The sequence below is a fragment of the Natrinema sp. H-ect4 genome, assembly GCF_041894845.1.
GTDB lineage: Archaea > Halobacteriota > Halobacteria > Halobacteriales > Natrialbaceae > Natrinema.
Genome location: NZ_JBHDYC010000004.1, coordinates 24526 through 41093 on the forward strand (window position 1 = coordinate 24526; position 16568 = coordinate 41093).

The 16568-nt window shown below is 64.7% G+C and carries 20 protein-coding genes; 11 read left to right on the forward strand and 9 right to left on the reverse strand.

Annotated features, from left to right (window positions below; translation table 11 throughout):
• The first annotated feature begins 65 nt into the window (after positions 1-65).
• On the forward strand, positions 66-1316 hold the full coding sequence (locus tag ACEWFR_RS07075) for a digeranylgeranylglycerophospholipid reductase (RefSeq protein WP_374060364.1): 1251 nt from the start codon (positions 66-68) through the stop codon (positions 1314-1316).
• Positions 1317-1343: 27 nt separating this feature from the next.
• On the opposite strand, the gene ACEWFR_RS07080 is transcribed toward ACEWFR_RS07075, so the two are convergent.
• Positions 1344-2984 carry a TrkA family potassium uptake protein gene (locus ACEWFR_RS07080; protein WP_374060365.1) on the reverse strand — a complete coding sequence of 547 codons (1641 nt, stop codon included), beginning with the start codon at positions 2982-2984 and terminating at the stop codon, positions 1344-1346.
• 174 nt (positions 2985-3158) lie between these two features.
• On the opposite strand from ACEWFR_RS07080, the gene ACEWFR_RS07085 reads away from it, so the two are divergent.
• Entirely contained in the window at positions 3159-3956 is a 798-nt protein-coding gene (locus tag ACEWFR_RS07085; protein ID WP_374060366.1) for a ZIP family metal transporter, read from the forward strand.
• An 83-nt stretch (positions 3957-4039) separates the two neighbouring features.
• Entirely contained in the window at positions 4040-4486 is a 447-nt protein-coding gene (locus ACEWFR_RS07090; RefSeq protein ID WP_098725664.1) for a universal stress protein, read from the forward strand.
• 29 nt (positions 4487-4515) lie between these two features.
• Here the strand turns inward: ACEWFR_RS07090 and ACEWFR_RS07095 are convergent, their stop codons facing one another.
• The 5 genes from ACEWFR_RS07095 to ACEWFR_RS07115 all read right to left on the reverse strand — a co-directional run bounded on the left by ACEWFR_RS07095 (position 4516) and on the right by ACEWFR_RS07115 (position 7639).
• The gene (locus tag ACEWFR_RS07095; protein ID WP_374060367.1) at positions 4516-4926 is read right to left on the reverse strand and encodes a hypothetical protein; all 411 of its coding nucleotides are present in this window, start codon (positions 4924-4926) and stop codon (positions 4516-4518) included.
• A gap of 99 nt (positions 4927-5025) precedes the next feature.
• Positions 5026-5511 carry a phosphopantetheine adenylyltransferase gene (locus ACEWFR_RS07100; protein ID WP_374060368.1) on the reverse strand — a complete coding sequence of 162 codons (486 nt, stop codon included), beginning with the start codon at positions 5509-5511 and terminating at the stop codon, positions 5026-5028.
• A gap of 175 nt (positions 5512-5686) precedes the next feature.
• Positions 5687-6289: a cysteine hydrolase family protein gene (locus ACEWFR_RS07105; protein ID WP_374060369.1), complete on the reverse strand. Its 603-nt coding sequence runs from the start codon at positions 6287-6289 to the stop codon at positions 5687-5689.
• Positions 6286-7083 (reverse strand): YqcI/YcgG family protein, encoded by a 798-nt coding sequence (locus ACEWFR_RS07110; RefSeq protein ID WP_374060370.1) that lies wholly within the window; start codon positions 7081-7083, stop codon positions 6286-6288. The genes ACEWFR_RS07105 and ACEWFR_RS07110 overlap by 4 nt, the downstream gene beginning before the upstream one ends.
• A 91-nt stretch (positions 7084-7174) precedes the next feature.
• Positions 7175-7639 carry an MOSC domain-containing protein gene (locus ACEWFR_RS07115; RefSeq protein ID WP_374060371.1) on the reverse strand — a complete coding sequence of 155 codons (465 nt, stop codon included), beginning with the start codon at positions 7637-7639 and terminating at the stop codon, positions 7175-7177.
• A 136-nt stretch (positions 7640-7775) separates the two neighbouring features.
• Here ACEWFR_RS07115 and ACEWFR_RS07120 point away from each other — a divergent pair, with 136 nt between their 5' ends.
• Positions 7776-8468, forward strand: coding sequence for a hypothetical protein (locus ACEWFR_RS07120; protein ID WP_374060372.1), 693 nt, complete (start codon positions 7776-7778; stop codon positions 8466-8468).
• 625 nt (positions 8469-9093) lie between these two features.
• Here the strand turns inward: ACEWFR_RS07120 and ACEWFR_RS07125 are convergent.
• Entirely contained in the window at positions 9094-9834 is a 741-nt protein-coding gene (locus ACEWFR_RS07125) for an SDR family NAD(P)-dependent oxidoreductase (protein WP_374060373.1), read from the reverse strand.
• A gap of 200 nt (positions 9835-10034) precedes the next feature.
• On the opposite strand from ACEWFR_RS07125, the gene ACEWFR_RS07130 reads away from it, so the two are divergent.
• Together ACEWFR_RS07130 and ACEWFR_RS07135 are read left to right on the forward strand one after the other, a co-directional pair.
• Complete coding sequence (locus ACEWFR_RS07130) at positions 10035-10496, forward strand: universal stress protein (protein ID WP_374060374.1); 462 nt, start codon at positions 10035-10037, stop codon at positions 10494-10496.
• A gap of 216 nt (positions 10497-10712) precedes the next feature.
• On the forward strand, positions 10713-11177 hold the full coding sequence (locus tag ACEWFR_RS07135) for a universal stress protein (RefSeq protein WP_374060375.1): 465 nt from the start codon (positions 10713-10715) through the stop codon (positions 11175-11177).
• A 55-nt stretch (positions 11178-11232) separates the two neighbouring features.
• Here ACEWFR_RS07135 and ACEWFR_RS07140 read toward each other — a convergent pair whose 3' ends face one another.
• A complete protein-coding gene (locus ACEWFR_RS07140) occupies positions 11233-11664 on the reverse strand; it encodes a hypothetical protein (RefSeq protein ID WP_374060376.1) in 432 nt (143 codons plus the stop codon).
• Positions 11661-11834 (reverse strand): hypothetical protein, encoded by a 174-nt coding sequence (locus ACEWFR_RS07145; RefSeq protein WP_374060377.1) that lies wholly within the window; start codon positions 11832-11834, stop codon positions 11661-11663. The genes ACEWFR_RS07140 and ACEWFR_RS07145 overlap by 4 nt, the downstream gene beginning before the upstream one ends.
• Before the next feature lie 76 nt (positions 11835-11910).
• Here ACEWFR_RS07145 and ACEWFR_RS07150 point away from each other — a divergent pair, with 76 nt between their 5' ends.
• The 5 genes from ACEWFR_RS07150 to ACEWFR_RS07170 all read left to right on the forward strand — a co-directional run bounded on the left by ACEWFR_RS07150 (position 11911) and on the right by ACEWFR_RS07170 (position 16425).
• Positions 11911-12888, forward strand: coding sequence for an ROK family protein (locus tag ACEWFR_RS07150; protein WP_098725654.1), 978 nt, complete (start codon positions 11911-11913; stop codon positions 12886-12888).
• A gap of 101 nt (positions 12889-12989) precedes the next feature.
• Entirely contained in the window at positions 12990-14327 is a 1338-nt protein-coding gene (locus tag ACEWFR_RS07155) for an LVIVD repeat-containing protein (RefSeq protein WP_374060378.1), read from the forward strand.
• A gap of 60 nt (positions 14328-14387) precedes the next feature.
• Positions 14388-14753: a NifU family protein gene (locus tag ACEWFR_RS07160; RefSeq protein WP_098725652.1), complete on the forward strand. Its 366-nt coding sequence runs from the start codon at positions 14388-14390 to the stop codon at positions 14751-14753.
• A gap of 158 nt (positions 14754-14911) precedes the next feature.
• On the forward strand, positions 14912-15478 hold the full coding sequence (locus ACEWFR_RS07165; protein ID WP_374060379.1) for an amino acid-binding protein: 567 nt from the start codon (positions 14912-14914) through the stop codon (positions 15476-15478).
• Positions 15478-16425 carry a homoserine dehydrogenase gene (locus tag ACEWFR_RS07170; protein WP_374060380.1) on the forward strand — a complete coding sequence of 316 codons (948 nt, stop codon included), beginning with the start codon at positions 15478-15480 and terminating at the stop codon, positions 16423-16425. Before ACEWFR_RS07165 ends, ACEWFR_RS07170 begins: the two co-directional genes overlap by 1 nt.
• The last annotated feature ends 143 nt before the right edge of the window (positions 16426-16568 follow it).

Consider the following 16568-nt stretch of genomic DNA (forward strand, 5'->3'; position numbering starts at 1 on the left):
GCTCGACTCCGTACTAGCCGTCGTAACTGGACAAACTAATTAAGGTCCACTACAGTCTGCATTACATGAACGACCGCTACGACGTAGTCATCGCCGGTGCCGGTCCCGCCGGCGCACAGTGTGCCCGCGATCTCGCCGCCAGGGGGTACGACGTCGTCGTCCTCGAGACCGAGGCCGAAGAGGAGTTCCCGCGACAGAGCAACAAGTCCACTGCGGGAACCTTCCACTCCATGATGGCGTCCTTCGGCATCCCCGACGACGTGGTCATGCAGTACACTGACAGCGTCGTCCTCGAGTCGCCGACCGAGCATTACGTCCGCGACCAGACCGGCGCGGTGCTCGAGTTCGCGGATTTCAAACGCTATCTGGTGAAAGACAGCCGCGACCGCGGCGCCGAGTATCGATTCGACGCTCGCGTCACCGCGCCGATTATGGAGAACGGCGAGATCGTCGGCGTCACCTACAACGGCGACGAGGAGGTCTACGGCGATATCACGATCGACGCGACGGGGCCGAGCGCGCCTCTCGCGAAGAAACTCGGCGTCGTCGATCTCAAGCGGGAAAACCACGCCATCGGTATCGAGTACGAGTTCGAAGGGATCGACATCGATCGCCCCGGCTTTGCAGACCTGCGCGACGCCATGATGTTGCGACTCGACCACGAGATCGCACCCGGCGGCTACTCCTGGATTTTTCACACGGGCGAGGACACCGCCAAGGTCGGCCTCTGTTACATCCAGAACGGCAGCCACGAACAGTACAGTCGCGACGATTTCACCATCGACGACTACCTCTCTCACTGGCTCGAGACGGACCCGCGGTTCCGGGACGCCGAACCGATCGAGGGCAAACAACACCGCGGCTCGGCGCACATTCAGGCGCCAGGGAAACTCCACACCGATCGGTTCATGGCTATCGGCGACACCGTGCCGAGCCTCGACCCGCTCTGGGGGGAAGGAATCAACAAGTGCATGCAGTCCGGTCGCGCGGCCGCCGCCACCGCCGATAGCGTCCTCAAACACGACAGCGTCGAGCCGACCGCCGAGACCCTCGAGGTCTACGACACCCTCTGGCACCGCGACGTCGCGCCCAATGCGAAGAGCCGGCTGCTGATGACCCAGCTCCTCTATCTCGCACCGAACGACCGCTACGACAAGCTCATGCAGGACCTCCAGCGCCTCGACGACGACACGCTTGCCGAGGCGAACAAGGGGAACGTCCGCGCCATCGCGGACCTGATCGAACTCGAGGACGCACCGTTGCTCGCCCGGTTCGCGAAACAGCAGTTGGATTTCGACCTCCGTTCTCTGATCTAATCCGCGCGGTAAACGCGGAACCGGGTTTCAAGCGAGGAACTGTGCTTCGAAGGATCGGACGCTTTCGTCCGTTCCCGCGAGGACGACTTCGTCGCCCTCCTGGAACGTGAACGATGCCGGATCGAACTCCGTGATCGTCTCGCCATCCCTGACCGCGGCGAGGACGGTACAGCCCGTTCGCGAGCGAACGTCGGCGTCGACGACCGTCCGTTCCGCCAGCCGCCCGGCGGGGAGCTTCACGACATCGATCTGTCTGTCGACGGCCAGTACCTCCTCGTCTTCGAAGACGGTGGAGGCCAGCATTCGGCCGCTGACCGTCGCCAACGACTGGACGTAGTCGGCACCCGCCCGGTACAGTTTCTGGACGTTTTCCGCGTCGTTCGCCCGGACGATAATATCGACCGACGGGTTCAGATCCCGCGCGACCAGCGTCGCGAAGACAGCGGTCGTGTCGTCGTCGAGGGTGACGATCACTGCGGACGCGTCGTCGATCCCGGCGTCCCGGATCGCCGTCGGATCACGGGCGTCACCGACGATGTCGACGCCGTCCTTGTCGGCACTGTCGAGGACGGTCACTCGAGTGTTCGTGTCGGCGAGCGCATCACCTGCTGCCGCGCCCCCTTCACCGTAGCCGGCGATCAGCACGTGCTGGGCCGAGAAGGGCTGGACCGTCGACATCGCCTCGGATCGGAGGGTTTCGATTCGTCCCGGCTTTCCCGCGACGAGCAGCCGCATCCCCGCGTCGAGCTCGCGGCCGGGCGGAATCGGACTTTCGAATTCGCCGTCGATCCAGGCACCGATTCCGTCGACGACGAACCGTTCGCGCGGCTGGACTTCGGCTGCAGTCCGTCCGCAGAGGTCGCTCCCCTCGGCGATCGAGAGCTCGACCAGTTCCAGGTCGTCCCCGATTTCGATCCCCTCGTCGACAGCGGTCGTCACGGCCGTCGGCACCCGGTGGGCGAGGCTCTCGCCGAGCAACTGGCGCGGTGACAGTACCTCGTCAGCGCCCGCGATTTCGTGGTACTCCCCGAGGCGATGGTCCTCGACCAATGTCACGATCTGCACATCGGAGTTGGCCTCGCGAGCGGAGAGGACGATACTCGCGTTCGTATCGTCGGCCGAATCGGCCACGACTGCCGTCGCACGTCCGATGCCGGCGTTCTCGAGCACCGTCGTCGATTCCGGATCCCCGTAGACGACCCGATACTCGTCCTCGTGTAGCGTTCTCGCCGTTTCCTCATCGGACTCGATGACGACGTACTGCTCGCCGCGGGACTCGAGGTCCTCGATGAACGCCTCGCCACGAGACGTGTACTCGCAGATGACGACGTGATCCTCGAGGTCGGGAACCGCCGACGGCGGCGTGACCGCCAGCGTGTTTCGGAGCCACGGCACCGCGAAGACGTCGACCGCGGTGAGGATCAGGCCGATTCCCATGAGTTGTAGCCCGATGGTCAAGATGTACATTTGCGGCGTCGACCAGCCCGCATCCTCGCCGTAGCCGGTCGTCGTGAACGACTGAAACACGATTCCGAGCGATCGAAAGAGCGGCTGCGGATCGTTTTCCCACGTTGCCATTCCGTAATTGTACAGCAACGTAGAGCCGATGGTCGTCACGGCCACCAAAACGAAATAGTGGCGGGTGCGGCGGGAGCTCCACAGAGACATACGCTACCTACCCGACGGACGGCTGTTGATGGTATCGGTCGATCCGACGGCTCTCGAAACTCCCGGCTGGCGTGGCGTACGACGACCCCGTCATACGGGGGTATCATTGCGATAACACGGCCGAAGAGTCCGCTTCCGCCGTCAATTTAAAGGCGTAGCTCGAGACATCAGTAGATGGTGCTGCTGGAGAACCTCGTGTTAGTGTTCGTCGCCGGGCTGATAACGGCGCTGGCGACCGGCCTCGGCGCGCTGCCGTTTTTCTTCTTCGAGGGGATCAGCGATCGGCGAAGCGTCATTCTCTGGGGACTCTCGTCGGGGATCATGGTATCAGCGTCGCTGTTCGGCCTCGTGGAGGAAGGACTTGCCGAAGGAACGCCCCTCGAGATCGCGATCGGGATGGCGGCCGGCGTCGCGCTCGTCGTCATCGCTCACGACGTGCTAATGGACACCGACATCGACCCCAAGCAGTACGAGGAAGCCGATTTCAAGAAGCTCATCCTCATCCTCGGCATCCTGACCGTCCACAGCTTTCCCGAGGGCGTGGCCATCGGCGTCTCCTTCGCCGATCTCGGCCTCGAGGGGGGAACCCAGTTCCTCGGCTTCACCGTCCCGGTGCTGGCGATCTTCATGACGATCGCCATCTCGATTCACAACATCCCCGAGGGGACCGCGATCTCGATCCCGCTGCGCTCGATGGACGTCGCAAACTGGAAGCTGGTCTGGTGGGCCGTCTTCTCGAGTCTCCCACAGCCGATCGGGGCCGTCCTCGCGTTCGGGTTCGTCCGTTACGCCCGCGAGTTCCTGCCCTACGGCTTCGGCTTCGCCGCCGGCGCGATGATCTACCTCGTGCTCACCGAGTTCGTCCCCGAGGCGCTGGACATCGGCGAACGGCTCCCGCGGGGCGGCAAGCCAGAACTGGCTGGCGGCATCGTCGTCGGCATCCTCGTGATGGTGCCGCTAGCGTTCGTTTGAGTCGCGATCCTCGAATCCGCACCCCCACTCCACTACCTGTCGTTTCGGCAGGGATTTTACGCCGGCCGGCGTAGACCGGGACGATGTTCGACACGATCCTGCTTCCGACGGACGGCAGCGACCACGCCGAGGCCGCCGCCGAGACGGGTATCGATCTCGCGAAGAGCCACGACGCGCGGGTTCACGTCGTCTGCGTTGCCGATACCGGTCCGCTGGCCGACCTCCGTCTCCCCGGCGACGCCGCGAGCGCCGAGGACGCGATTCACGGCCGGGCGCAGGAATACGTCGACGCGGTCGTCAACCGGGCCGAGGCGGCCGGACTCGAGGTCACGGGCACGGTGCTCGACGGCCCGCCGGAGGAGGCGCTCCTCGAGTACGCTCGAGAGATCGACGCCGACCTCATCGTGATGGGGACTCGCGGCCGCGGTGGCGTCCACCGGATGGCGATGGGGAGCGTCACCGATCACGCCATCCGGTTCGGCGACGTTCCGGTTTTCGTCGCGAACTCGGGATCGAATCCGGACGAGTAGTCGTCGCGAGTGGCTTCTGGAGCCGTCGGTCAGCGGACGATCTCGTTGATCGCCTCGGTTCGGCGGCCGATCGACCACCCGAACAGCGCGAGGCCGGCGTAGATCCCGATCGCGGGCAGTGCGTATATTCCGATCAGCCCGTCGAGTGGGATACCGACCGCGTCGAGTACGAGCAGGATCAGTGCCGAGATAAGAAGGAGCGCGGCCCCGATATCCGCAGATCGCATGTTCGGAAACTCCTGCTCTTGCGGAGCAGCGGTTGCTCGACCGAGCGCGTAGAAGACGAGCGTGTACGTCACCACGCCAGCGCCGAGCGTCAGCACGGTCAACAGGACGGTATCGGGAAAATATCGCGGCAGGAATACCAGGTGAAGTATCACCGTGACGAGCAGCGAACTACCCAGTAGAACGAACAACAGCGGCCGTCGATCACCGTTCATCACCTACACTGACTGTCTCCCCATCCATTACTATTGTGACACCGGCGGCCGGACAGTGTGACAGATCGTGGGGGATGAGACTCTCGGGACGGACCGTGGCTATCGACTGCCACGCTGGGACTCGAGGACGCGTCCGTGTTCGTCGATCTCCCCCGCGACGATCCGGGTCGACGAGATCCGGTCGCCGTCGTCGGCGTAGACGTACGGTGCGACGATCCCCGACAGCGATTCGAACCCCTGCTCGCGCCGCAATCCGTTGATCGCCTCGAGTTCAGGAGCCGTCTCGGGGGAGACCACCAGCGCGTCGATCGATGGCTCGTCGATCGCGATCCCGTACTCGGTCTCGAGGGTGCGGATTTCGATGTCGCGGTCCCACTCGTCGATCTCGCCGATCGCGTCGGTCACGGCCCGGGTTCGCTCCTCGAACGACGGAATCGGACGGGAGTCGTGGCGGGTCTCGACAGCCAACTCGTCGCTGGTCAGTGCGACGACGACGCCGTCCTCGCCAAACCGGAGCGCGTGCTCGAGCAGGGTTCGATGCCCGTCGTGGAGCGGCCCGAACGTCCCGGCGACTGCGACTCGCATAGGTAGCCGTGAGAGAAGGCGACACATAACTGTACTGCGGACTGTCGCGAATCGATACGGCTCTCGACTCGAGCCGATCGGAAGCGAGCGACTCAGACGGACTGCTGTCAGTCAGTTCCGGAGCAACCCGGGACCATCCTGCGGTTGCTCCGGTACATCGGTATAACAGACCGTATCAGCCCTCGCCGAGAAGTTCGGCGGTCGTCGCCACGTCGGCGAACTCTCCCTCGAGGTGAGCCAGGGCCGTGCGGTGGGTCGTCTCCGCGTCGAAGGTCTCTCCGTCGAACGCTCGCTCGAACGTCGCGGTCGCATCGCTGACGACGATCGGGTCGAAACCGAGGTTCTCCGCCATCCGCGTCGTCGTGGAGACGCAGTGGTCCGTCGTGAGTCCCACGAGGACGACCGTCTCGAGGCCGCGATCGCGAAGCCACTCCTCGAGAGCCGTTCCGATGAACGCGCTGTTGACGGATTTCACCATCGTCTGCTCTCCCTCGAGCGGTGACGTTTCGGCTTTGAACGCGAAGCCGGGCTCGTCGCCGCGGAGCGGGGAACCGGGCTCCGTCGAATCGTGGCGAACGTGGACGATCGGTCGGGTTCGATCGCGCCAGTGCTCGAGCAGGCGCGCCGCGTTCGCCTCGGCGTCGGGGTTGTTGCGGTCGCCCCACGAGGGGTCGTCGAACCCCCGCTGGAAGTCGATCAGGACGAGAGCGGCGTTCCGGAGTCGGTCGCGGTCGAGGGCCGCGTCGTCGGCAGCCGTCTCCAATTCGGCGTCCGTCACGGGAGCTGTGCGGCGGGTTTCGGGTGGGCTCGAGTGATCGTGATCGGACACGTCGACGGCGCTTGCTCGTCGTCCGCCGAGAGCATATACTGGGGCCACTCCCGGTCGCCCTCGACGCCCCAGTCCCCGAGGTCGGCGTGCGGACAGACTCCATCGTAGCCCTCGAGGCGACCCTGAATGACGTCGCGAGCGTGTTGGCCGGCCTCGGTGTCACCGGTTACGCCGAGGGTCTCGAACAGCGCCCGCGGCTGGAACGTGATCTCGAGGCCGACGGGACAGTAGCGGCTCTTTCGTTGCTCGTAGAACGGGGCCCGACAGGTCGGGAACATGGGCTCGCCGCCGAGACAGAACTCCCAGTAAGGATCGTCGGGGTCGGTGGGGATGTCCGCGGGCCAGGGCTCGGGATCGTGGAGGTGCAGCGTCTGCAGGATGTGCCACAGCGTCCGGTGGTATTCTCGCTCGGACAGCGGTCGTTCCGGCGGCTTGAAAAACGTCACCAGCGACGCGCGGGCCGAGTGCTCCTCGCGCACCGCGAGGTACTCGAGGATCCGATCCCGCAGCGTCAGCAGTGCGTCGGCGTCGCTCAGCGACGGCACTGCCGTGTAGAGCGGGTCGCCGTTTTGCACTGATTCGGCCCCGAAGAAGCACGGAAACGGCGTCTCGTTTCGCTCGCCGAGCAGTCCATCGCGAAACGACTGCCAGTGATCGGCAACCCACTGGGGGGCCGCTCCGGTCCGAACGCGCCGGTCGAGCGTTTCCTGGTCCATCAGCGACTGGATCCCAGACTCGTTCATCAGTTCCCACTTGTACTCCGCGAAAATGTAGGTTTTGTTTTCGCGGGTGCGGGCTATCGGTACATATGTAGGGTATTACGGAGGAGAAGCGCTAGATCCGTTCGACTCGATCGCCGGTCGCCACGGTGGCTCCCTCGAGGATCCGCGCTCGGAGCCCGCCGCGGTGAACCAGCGCCTCTCGGATCCCATTTTCCGCGAGGTGGGACTCGAGGGACGAACATGGCTCGCAGCGTTCGACTCCCTCGCAGACGACCTCGCCGATCCGGAACTGCACGTCGACCAGATGATTCAGCGCGATCCCCTCGGTCGTGATATTCCGGCGGTGGACGCCGGGCTCGAGATCGATCTCGTAGTCGCGCTCGACCCCGGCCAGCGCCTCGCTCTCGATGAGCGTAACGTCGCTGCCCTCGCGGTCGGCGAACGTGCCGTCGGCGCGATAATAGCGATCGCCCTCGAGGCCGCACCCGGCGACAGCTCGGACGCGATCGACACGTTCCGTCGGTGCTCCCTGTTCCGGCGCGACGTGGATCGCCCGGACCGTTCCCGTCGATGGCATGGGTACGGAGACGGCCGCGGTCGAAGTATAGTGTTCGATGCGCTCCGCGAGCGGCCGCGATCTCGGGTCGATCATTTCGAGCAGTGATCCGTCGGCGAGAGAATTATGGAAGCGGCCTCGAGAGGAACCGGTAGCAATGTTCGATCGCGGCGAATCGGCGGGCGCGCAGATATGCACCGACTGGTCCGACGGGGTAAGTTGGATGGCTCATCCCGAAGAAGGCGGCCAGCGCGTGAGCCACGCGATTCGAACGGCTGACGGGGTCTGGCTTCTCGATCCGTTAGACGCTCCCGATATCGATCGCGTGCTGGCGGATTTCGGTGCGGTCGCCGGCGTCGCGGTCCTCTCGTGTTGGCACTCCCGTGACGCCGACGTGTTCGCAGACCGGTACGACGTCCCCGTCTCCGTTCCCGACTGGATGGGACGCGTCGAGCAGCGTATCGACGCGCCGCTCGAGCGCTACAGTGGCTCGTTCCCGGACTCAAGTATTCGCGCGATCCCTAATCGACCGTTTTCCATCTGGGACGAGATGGTCCTCTCTCACGAGGCCAGCGGAACCCTCATCGTTCCCGATTCGCTGGGGACGATCGATTCGTTCCTAGTCGGTGCGGAACGACTCGACTTGCAGCTGTTACGTCGGCTCAGGCCGCCGCGCCAATTGAACGACCTCGAGCCGGAACGCGTCCTCGTCGGGCACGGGACGGGGATCACGGAGAACGGGAGCGCCGTCCTTCGGGCAGCGCTCAGGTCGCCTCGGAGACGGGTTCCGCGAGCGCTCGTCGAAAACGGTCCTGCGACCCTCCGGAATATCATCAGAACGGTCGGTTGAACGCCGTTCGACTGCGACCGGTTACGTGACGGCGCTTGTCGCCAACCGGCAGTGAAGATTCGCTCTCGTTGCGTCGACGTCGACAGCGGAAAAAGATCCGTCCTGACAAAAAACCGTTAGGCGGATCCAGTCCGGTTACTCGACTGTGAATTGTCGTTGGAACGAACGACGTATCCGATGGCGGCTCCGAGGAAAACGAGTACAAGAATAAACCCATACAGAAGGAAATGAGACGGACTGTCAGGCGAAATGATGAAACGTATCAGTATCATTCCGGCAATGAAAGCCAGGATACCGCCGATAAGTAAACTAGAAGGGCGAACATCACCTACTGTCGACAGTCCGAGGCCAGTTGCTACAGATAGTCCGATCAATACTACTAGCACTATCAGACCCCTTTCCGGCCCTTCAGCTATCACTGTCCACCACTGCCAAATGGTATCGTTAGGTGGCCAGAGGATGAAACCAGCGATAAAAATAACGACACTGCTTAAGATTATCTCACCCAATCTCCGCCACATATAACTAATTCCTCTTCCGGTACATGAAAAACTTCTGAATGATGAATTACGCCCCTGATCCTCCTTCCTCTGCACTCTTATCCGATCCTCACCGTAACGACCGATCACACCGTTTCAGGCAACCAGCCGCCGTCGACCTCGAGATTCTCCCCACTGACGTAGCCGCTGTCGGGGTCGAGGTAGAAGTACAGCGGCGCGATCAGATCTTCGAAGCTCGCGGGTCGGTCGCGGGGCAGTTCCTCGGGGAATTCGTCGGAGTTCTCGACGACGTACGGCGAAATGGCGTTGACCGTGATCCCGTCGTCCTGCGTGTCGGCCGCGAGCATGCGCGTGAACATCAATATCCCCTTCTTGGCCACGAAATAGGGGAAGTTCTTCGGGCTGACGAGTCCCTGCTCGCTCGAGGCGTAGCCGATGTTCACGATTCGGCCGTACTCGCTCTCGCGCATTCCGGGCAGCGCCCGCTTCGAACAGAGGTAGGTCCCGTTGAGATTCGTCTCGAGGACGCGGTTCCAGGTCTCTAACTCGAGGTCGGCCCAGTGGGCGGGCGCGAAGTCGCCGACGTTGTTGACCAGCACGTCGACGCCCCCGAGTTCGGCTTCGACGGCCGCGAAGAGGCCGTCAACGCTCTCGGGATCGGTGACGTCGCCCTGAACCGTCATCGCCGCGCTTGCGCCGCGATCGCGGGCCGTCTCGGCCACGTCGCGGGCCGCCTCGGCGCTGGTGTGGTAGTGGACCGCCGTCGCCCCACCGCGCTCGGCCGTCGCCAACAGCAGTTCGCGCCCGACGCCTTTCGCGCTGCCAGTGACGAGGACCGTTCGCCCCGTGAGATCAGGTCCGTCCATGCGTCCGTAGTCGACGACAGAGCGGAAAAACCGTCCGGAACGGGTTGTACTCGCCGGCGACGGCCGGTGTTTCGTGATGTGCGATCGGGTTCCGCGACTCGCGCTCGCGTTTCGCGACCTGCGTACGTGCGTGTTCTGCGACCAACATCCATGTTCGGCGACCCGCGGATTTACGGTGGTGTGCGGTCAATCCGTCATCCATGCTAGACACAGTGTTACTCGCAGTCGGACCCGGTGACGCGGACCGCAGCGACCAACTGGCCGAAGCGGTCCTCGAGGTCGCGAAACCCGCCGGGGCGACAGTCGTCCTCGCACACGTGTTCACGAGCGACGAGTACAACCAGGTGCTCGATCGCCTCGACTTCGACCGGAACGTCGGCGAGATCGACCCCGACGCGGTCGCGTCGCGCCACTCGACGATCCACGATCTGCAGGACGTCCTGGACGAACACGACGTCGACTACGAGATCCGTGGCGCGGTCGGCGAACACGGGCCGTCGATCGTCGATCTGGCCGCGAGTACCGGTGCCGACCGGGTCGTCGTCGGCGGACGGCGTCGATCGCCGACGGGGAAGGCCGTCTTCGGCTCGACGGCCCAGGAAGTACTGCTCTCGGCGCCATGTCCCGTCACCTTCGTCCGGAGCGAGGAATTCGAGGACTGATCGATCGCCGCCGGTCCGCCCTCGAGCGACAGCGCGTCGGCGGAGAGCGGGGGTTCCCGGCCACTCATACGGTCTGCTGTAACGATGTACCGTTGCGACCGCGGGTCGTATCGCGGTCGCATCGGAAATGACTGACAGCAGTCCGTATCACGCGTCGTTCCTCGAATACTGCAACGACGAGAATACTTAAGCGGATGGCCCGAACAGTGTGCCGGTATGGCAATCGATACAGTACTTCTCGCAGTCGGACCGATGGACACAGTACGCGCACCGGAGCTCGCCGAAACGGTTCTCGAGATCGCCGATCCCCTCGGTGCCACGGTCGTTATCGGCCACGCCTTCACGAAAGACGAGTACGAGGACGTCCACGACGACCTCGATCTTGAGGCCCGCGTCGACGACATCGATCCCGATGAAGTCGCCGCCCGGCGCGCACCGGTTCCCGAACTCGCCGAGCGCTTCGAGGAGGCCGGCGTCGACTACGAAATCAAAGGTGCACTCGGCGAGGTCAGTTCCAAGGTCGTCGATATGGCGATCGACGTCGATGCAGATCGAATGGTCGTCGGCGGTCGGCGACGTTCACCCGCCGAAAAGGCCGTTCTCGGTTCCGTCTCCCAGGAGATCATCCTGCAGGCCCCCTGCCCGGTCACCTACTTCCGCGATCTCGACGTGATGGAGTAGCGACCCACATCGCGGGACTCACCGCCGATCCACTGCGCCGCTTTCGTCGGTCTCCTCACAGCTCATCAGCGCGTCGCTTCCACGCTCGCTCCTGTCGACGCTCGCGGACGTGGCGCTCCCCGTCGGCCAACTCCCGTCGAATCCGTCGCTCGAGCGACCGCGTCTCGGCCAGCAGGCTCTCCTGGAAGTTCTCGAGGACGTCGTATGACCACCGGTCCTCGTCGACGACGCCGTGGGGAAGGAGGTCAGCCCGAATCGCCGCCGCGAGGTCGTCGCGGCCGGCCGCCCTGAGCAACTCCTCGGCCCGGGAGAGGTGGTCCATACCGTGGCCCGTCGCGTGGTGGAACTCGAGCAGACAGCCCTGGGCGCGCTGGGCCCACTCGAGCCCCAGTTCGACCTCGTGAAGGGCCTCGATTTCCGTCTCGGACAGCGCGGGGGTCGGCTCCGATTCGGCCGCTGATTCCGGGAACGTGTCGTCGGTAGTCATATGATAACGTACGTCACGAAGTGGCATACATATGTTGCCGGATCGCCGAGGGCATTGCTATCGTCGTCGCCATCATCGCCGCCACACCGTCGTCGCCGCCACGCCATCATCGCCGCCACATCGTCGTCGCCGCCGATAAACGCAACCGCGGCGCTCGCTATCGACGCCACAACGTATCGAAATCGCTACTCGTTGTCGAGTATAATCTGGGTAGTTAAGTACGGCCGCGGTCGTCCCTAGGACAGCATGGTCTACTATGCGGGCGTCGACCTCGGTGCGACCAACGTCCGGGCCGTCGTCGCCGAGGCCGACGGGACGACGGTCGGTGCGAGCCGCCGGTCGACGCCGCGCGGGCCGACGGGCATCGACGTGACGGAGGGTGTTCTTCGAACGCTTCGCGACGCCTGTGGCGAGGCCGATGTCGATCCCAAGCGGATCGCCGCCGCCGGGATCGGCTCGATCGGTCCGTTCGATCTCGCGGAGGGAACGGTGATCGATCCGGCCAACTTGCCGGACTCGATCGATCGAATTCCGCTGACGGGACCGATCGCGAAGCTGATCGACAGCGACGACGTCTACCTCCACAACGACACCACCGCGGGCGTCATCGGCGAACGGTTTCACGCCGCCAGCAACCCCGACGACATGGTCTACATCACCATCTCCTCGGGGATCGGTGCCGGCGTCTGCTCCGACGGCCGGATCACGAGCGGCTGGGACGGCAACGCCGGCGAGGTCGGCCACTACGTCGTCGACCCCCGCGGTCGACTGACCTGTGGGTGCGGCCATGACGGTCACTGGGAGGCTTACTGCTCCGGCAACGCCATCCCCGACTACGCCCGACTGCTCGCCGACGACGATCCGACGATCTCGACCGACCTCCCGCTCGAGGGGCCGGATTTCACGGCGAAGGACGTCTTCGATCTCGCCGGCGAGGACGAGCTAGCCGATTACGTCATCGAACAGCTCGCCCACTGGAACGCGATCGGCGTGACCAACGTGGTCCACGCGTTCGCGCCGATCGTCGTCTCCGTCGGCGGCGCGGTCGCGTTGCACAACGAGGAACTCGTCGTCGACCCGATTCGCGAGCGCGTCGCGGAGATGGTGATGACGAACGTCCCCGAGATCCGCCTCACCGAACTCGGCGACGACGTCGTCGTCGAAGGGGCGCTCGCCAGCGCCATGACCGAAGGGACCGGCGACCGGCGACGGCTGCGCCGCTGAGCCGCTCGCGGATGGCTGCTTTCTGGACTCACGTACGCATCTGTTTTTGCTCGCGCACTCGAGTGGCCACTTCTATGTAGCTGTACGATGCTGCTCTATCCATGAAGCGGCGAGCGGTGCTGCAAACGAGCGCTGTTGCCGGTCTTAGCCTATCCGTCACGGGAATTGTCGGGACCGTTCGAGGGCAAGCGACGATCGAGCCCCTCGGCCGACTCCCCATCACCGGTGCAGCGGAAGCCGTCGTCGGGGATGACGGCGAGACCGCCTACGTCGCCGCGACGACCGGGTTCACGACCGTCGACGTGAGCGATCCCGCCGAGCCGGCGCTCCTCGCGGTGGACCGTGACATCCAACTCGAGGGCGAAACGATGACCGAGATCCTCGACATCTCGGTCGACGGTGACCTGCTGGTCGTCGCGGGGCCGGCCAACCAGAGGCGCAGTGTCGCCGGGTTCCGCTGTTACGACGTCAGTGATCCCGAAAACCCCGAGCCGGTCGGCGAACATCGGACCGGCTACCACGTCCACAACTGTTATCTCGAGGGTGAGTTGCTGTTCATCGTCGTGAACACACGAGAGACGAACCGGCTCGCCATCTTCGACGTCGGTGGTGACGAGATTACACAGGTCGGCTATTGGTCGCTGCTGGAACACGAACCCGGCTGGCGCGACATCTATTGGCTCGCCCGCTACAGCCACGACGTGTACGTGCAGGACGGGATCGCCTATCTGCCCTGCTGGAACGCCGGTACCTACCTGCTCGACATCAGCGATCCGACCGAGCCGGCGTACATCTCCCACATCCAAGACACCACGCTCGAGGCGGAGCGCGCGATCGACGACTGGCGGGAGGCCGTCTACGGCTTGCCCGGCAACGATCACTACGCGGCGGTCGACGACACCGGCGACCTGCTGGCGGTCGGACGGGAGGCCTGGGCGACCGGCGGGGCGGAACCGGATCGACCGGGTGGAATCGACCTCTACGACGTGAGTGATTCCGCTGCGCCCGTCCATCGGGGGTCGATCGACGCCCCGCGGGCGGATGACGAATCTAAACCCGGCGGCATGTGGACGACCTCGCACAACTTCGAGCTTCGCGACGGTCGGCTCTACTCGTCGTGGTACCGAGCCGGCGTGAAGATCCACGACGTGTCCGATCCCGCGGCTCCTGAACTGCTCGCCGAGTGGCGAAGCACCGAGGAAACAGGGTTCTGGACGGCCCGTGTCCTCAAGCCCGGCGAGACGTTCATCGCGAGCAGTACCGAAGGGATCCCGAATACGTCGCTCGAGGGGGCGCTCTACACGTTCCAGACCGAGCCCGCCGACCGGGGCGGGGCGGACGGGAACGATCCGATCCCCGGCTTCACCGGCGTCGTCGGCCTCGCCGGTGGCGCGGTCGCACTCGAGTGGCTGCGCCGGCGCGGAAACGTTCAGGATTAATTCGCCGGATTTCGACCGCGCGACCCAACTTATTCACCGTTCGAGATCCTAGCACGACTCATGACTGACTCCGAGGACGAGCCGTCGCTGCGGGAACGCGTCGAGAAGTGGCTGGCCCGCGAGATGCCAATCATCCAGATGCACGGCGGGACCAGCGCGGTCCGCGCCGCTGATCCCGAGACCGGCGAGGTCGTCATCGAACTCGGCGGCGGCTGCAAGGGCTGTTCGGTCAGCGACGTGACGACGGGCAACATCGAGGCCGAACTCATCACGTGGCCCGAGATCAGCGACGTGACGATCCGGGTTCCCGACGCGCGCGACAGCCTCGGCGGCCCCGACCAGCCCGAGTCGATCATGGGCGTCGACCGGACCGAGGGCGGCCGCGGCGACTGGGGATCGTCGAATCCGGGAAAAGATCACCTTTGAGAGTTGTCGAGCCGATCCTCGCTCGACAGCTCGTGGGCGTGTGGCCGTCGTTGACAGGGACGGCTCGTTTTGGCAAATCCTATATCCTTTTACGCGCCCCGTACGGACATCAGATACTATGACGACGAGTAGACGCCCGCAGGCAGGAGGTGCCGTCGATGGGTGACGCACCCGAACCCGACGACGACAAACCCGACGCCGAGGCCGACGGCGGCGTCCGCGCTTATACCGTCCGACTCGAGCTCGTCGACGAACCCGGCGAGTTGCTCCGCACGCTCGCGCCGATCGCCGACAACGGCGGCAATCTGTTGAGCATCCACCACGAACGCGGCAACATCACGCCTCGCGGGCACATCCCCGTCGAGGTCGACATCGAGTGTCCGCCCGACCGGTTCGACGGGATCGTCGAGGCGCTGCGCGACGCCGGCGTCAACGTCATCCAGGCCGGCGAAGAGCACTACGGCGAGGAGATCAACGTCATCCTGATCGGCCACCTTGTGGAAACCGATCTCTCGAACACGCTCTCGCGAATCGAGGACGAGGCCAACGCTGTCGTACAGGACCTCTCACTGGCCGCGCCCGACGGGACCGAAGCCGTCGCGAGCGCTCGAGCCCGGCTCGCAGTCAACTCCGGGCGGTCCACAGCGGTGATCACAGCTGTCCGCTCGATCGGTACCGACAAGGATTTGACCGTCGTCGAACCCCTCGTCGGAGGTGAGGCCTGATGGATCTCGCGATTCTCGGCGCCGGTGACGTCGGTCGCTCCGTGGCCAATCTTGCCGCCGAATACGGCCACGATGTCGTCGCACTCGCCGACTCCACCAGCGCCGCAGTCGATCCGAACGGCATCGCCGTCCAAGACGCCCTCGAGCACAAAGTCGGCGGTGAACCCGTCGGAACCGCCGATCCCGAGGACGTCTTCGACACGGGCTACGACGTGCTGGTCGAAGCAACGCCGACGACACTCGGCGACGCCGAACCCGGTTTCTCGCACGTCCGGCGGGCGCTCGAGGCTGACCGCCACGTCGTACTGGCAAACAAGGGGCCGGTCGCCGAGCGCTACGAGGAGCTCCGCGCGCTCGAGGCCGAGAGTGCGGGCTCGATCCGTTTCGAGGCAACCGTCGGCGGCGCGATTCCCGTGCTCTCGACGATCGAGGACTGTACGCCACAGGCCGTCACCGCGGTTCGGGGCGTCCTCAACGGCACCGCGAACTTCATTCTCACCCGGATGGCCGCCGAGGGACTCGACTACGAGCACGTTCTCGCCGAGGCCCAGGACCTGGGCGTCGCCGAGGCTGATCCCACCTTCGACGTGGACGGTACCGACGCCGCCCTCAAGTTCGTCATCCTCGCGAACGTGCTGGCCGACGGCGGCTTCGCACTCGAGGACGCGACGGTCGAAGGGATTCAGTCGATTCCGGGCAGCGCGCTCGGTCTTGCGGCCGAGGACGGCCGCACGATTCGGCTCATCGGGGAGGCCACGCGCGACGGTATCCGCGTCGGTCCGCGACTCGTCCCCGAGAACGGCGCGCTGGCCGTGACCGGCACGCGCAACATCGTCCAGATCGAGACCCGGAACGCGGGATCGCTCCACTCGAGCGGCCGCGGTGCCGGCGGCCCGGAGACGGCCACAGCGGTCCTCTCGGACGTCGGTCGACTGCCGTCGCTGTAGCCGCGGTCCGTTCTGCTCTGTTCTCTAGTAGCCACTGAAACGATTCACACACTGATCGGACAGCTGTCGCTCGATCAGGCGTGCATTGACTTGCAGTGGCTACTATAGTAACAACTGCAAACGGATCCATCTCGGCAGGCCAC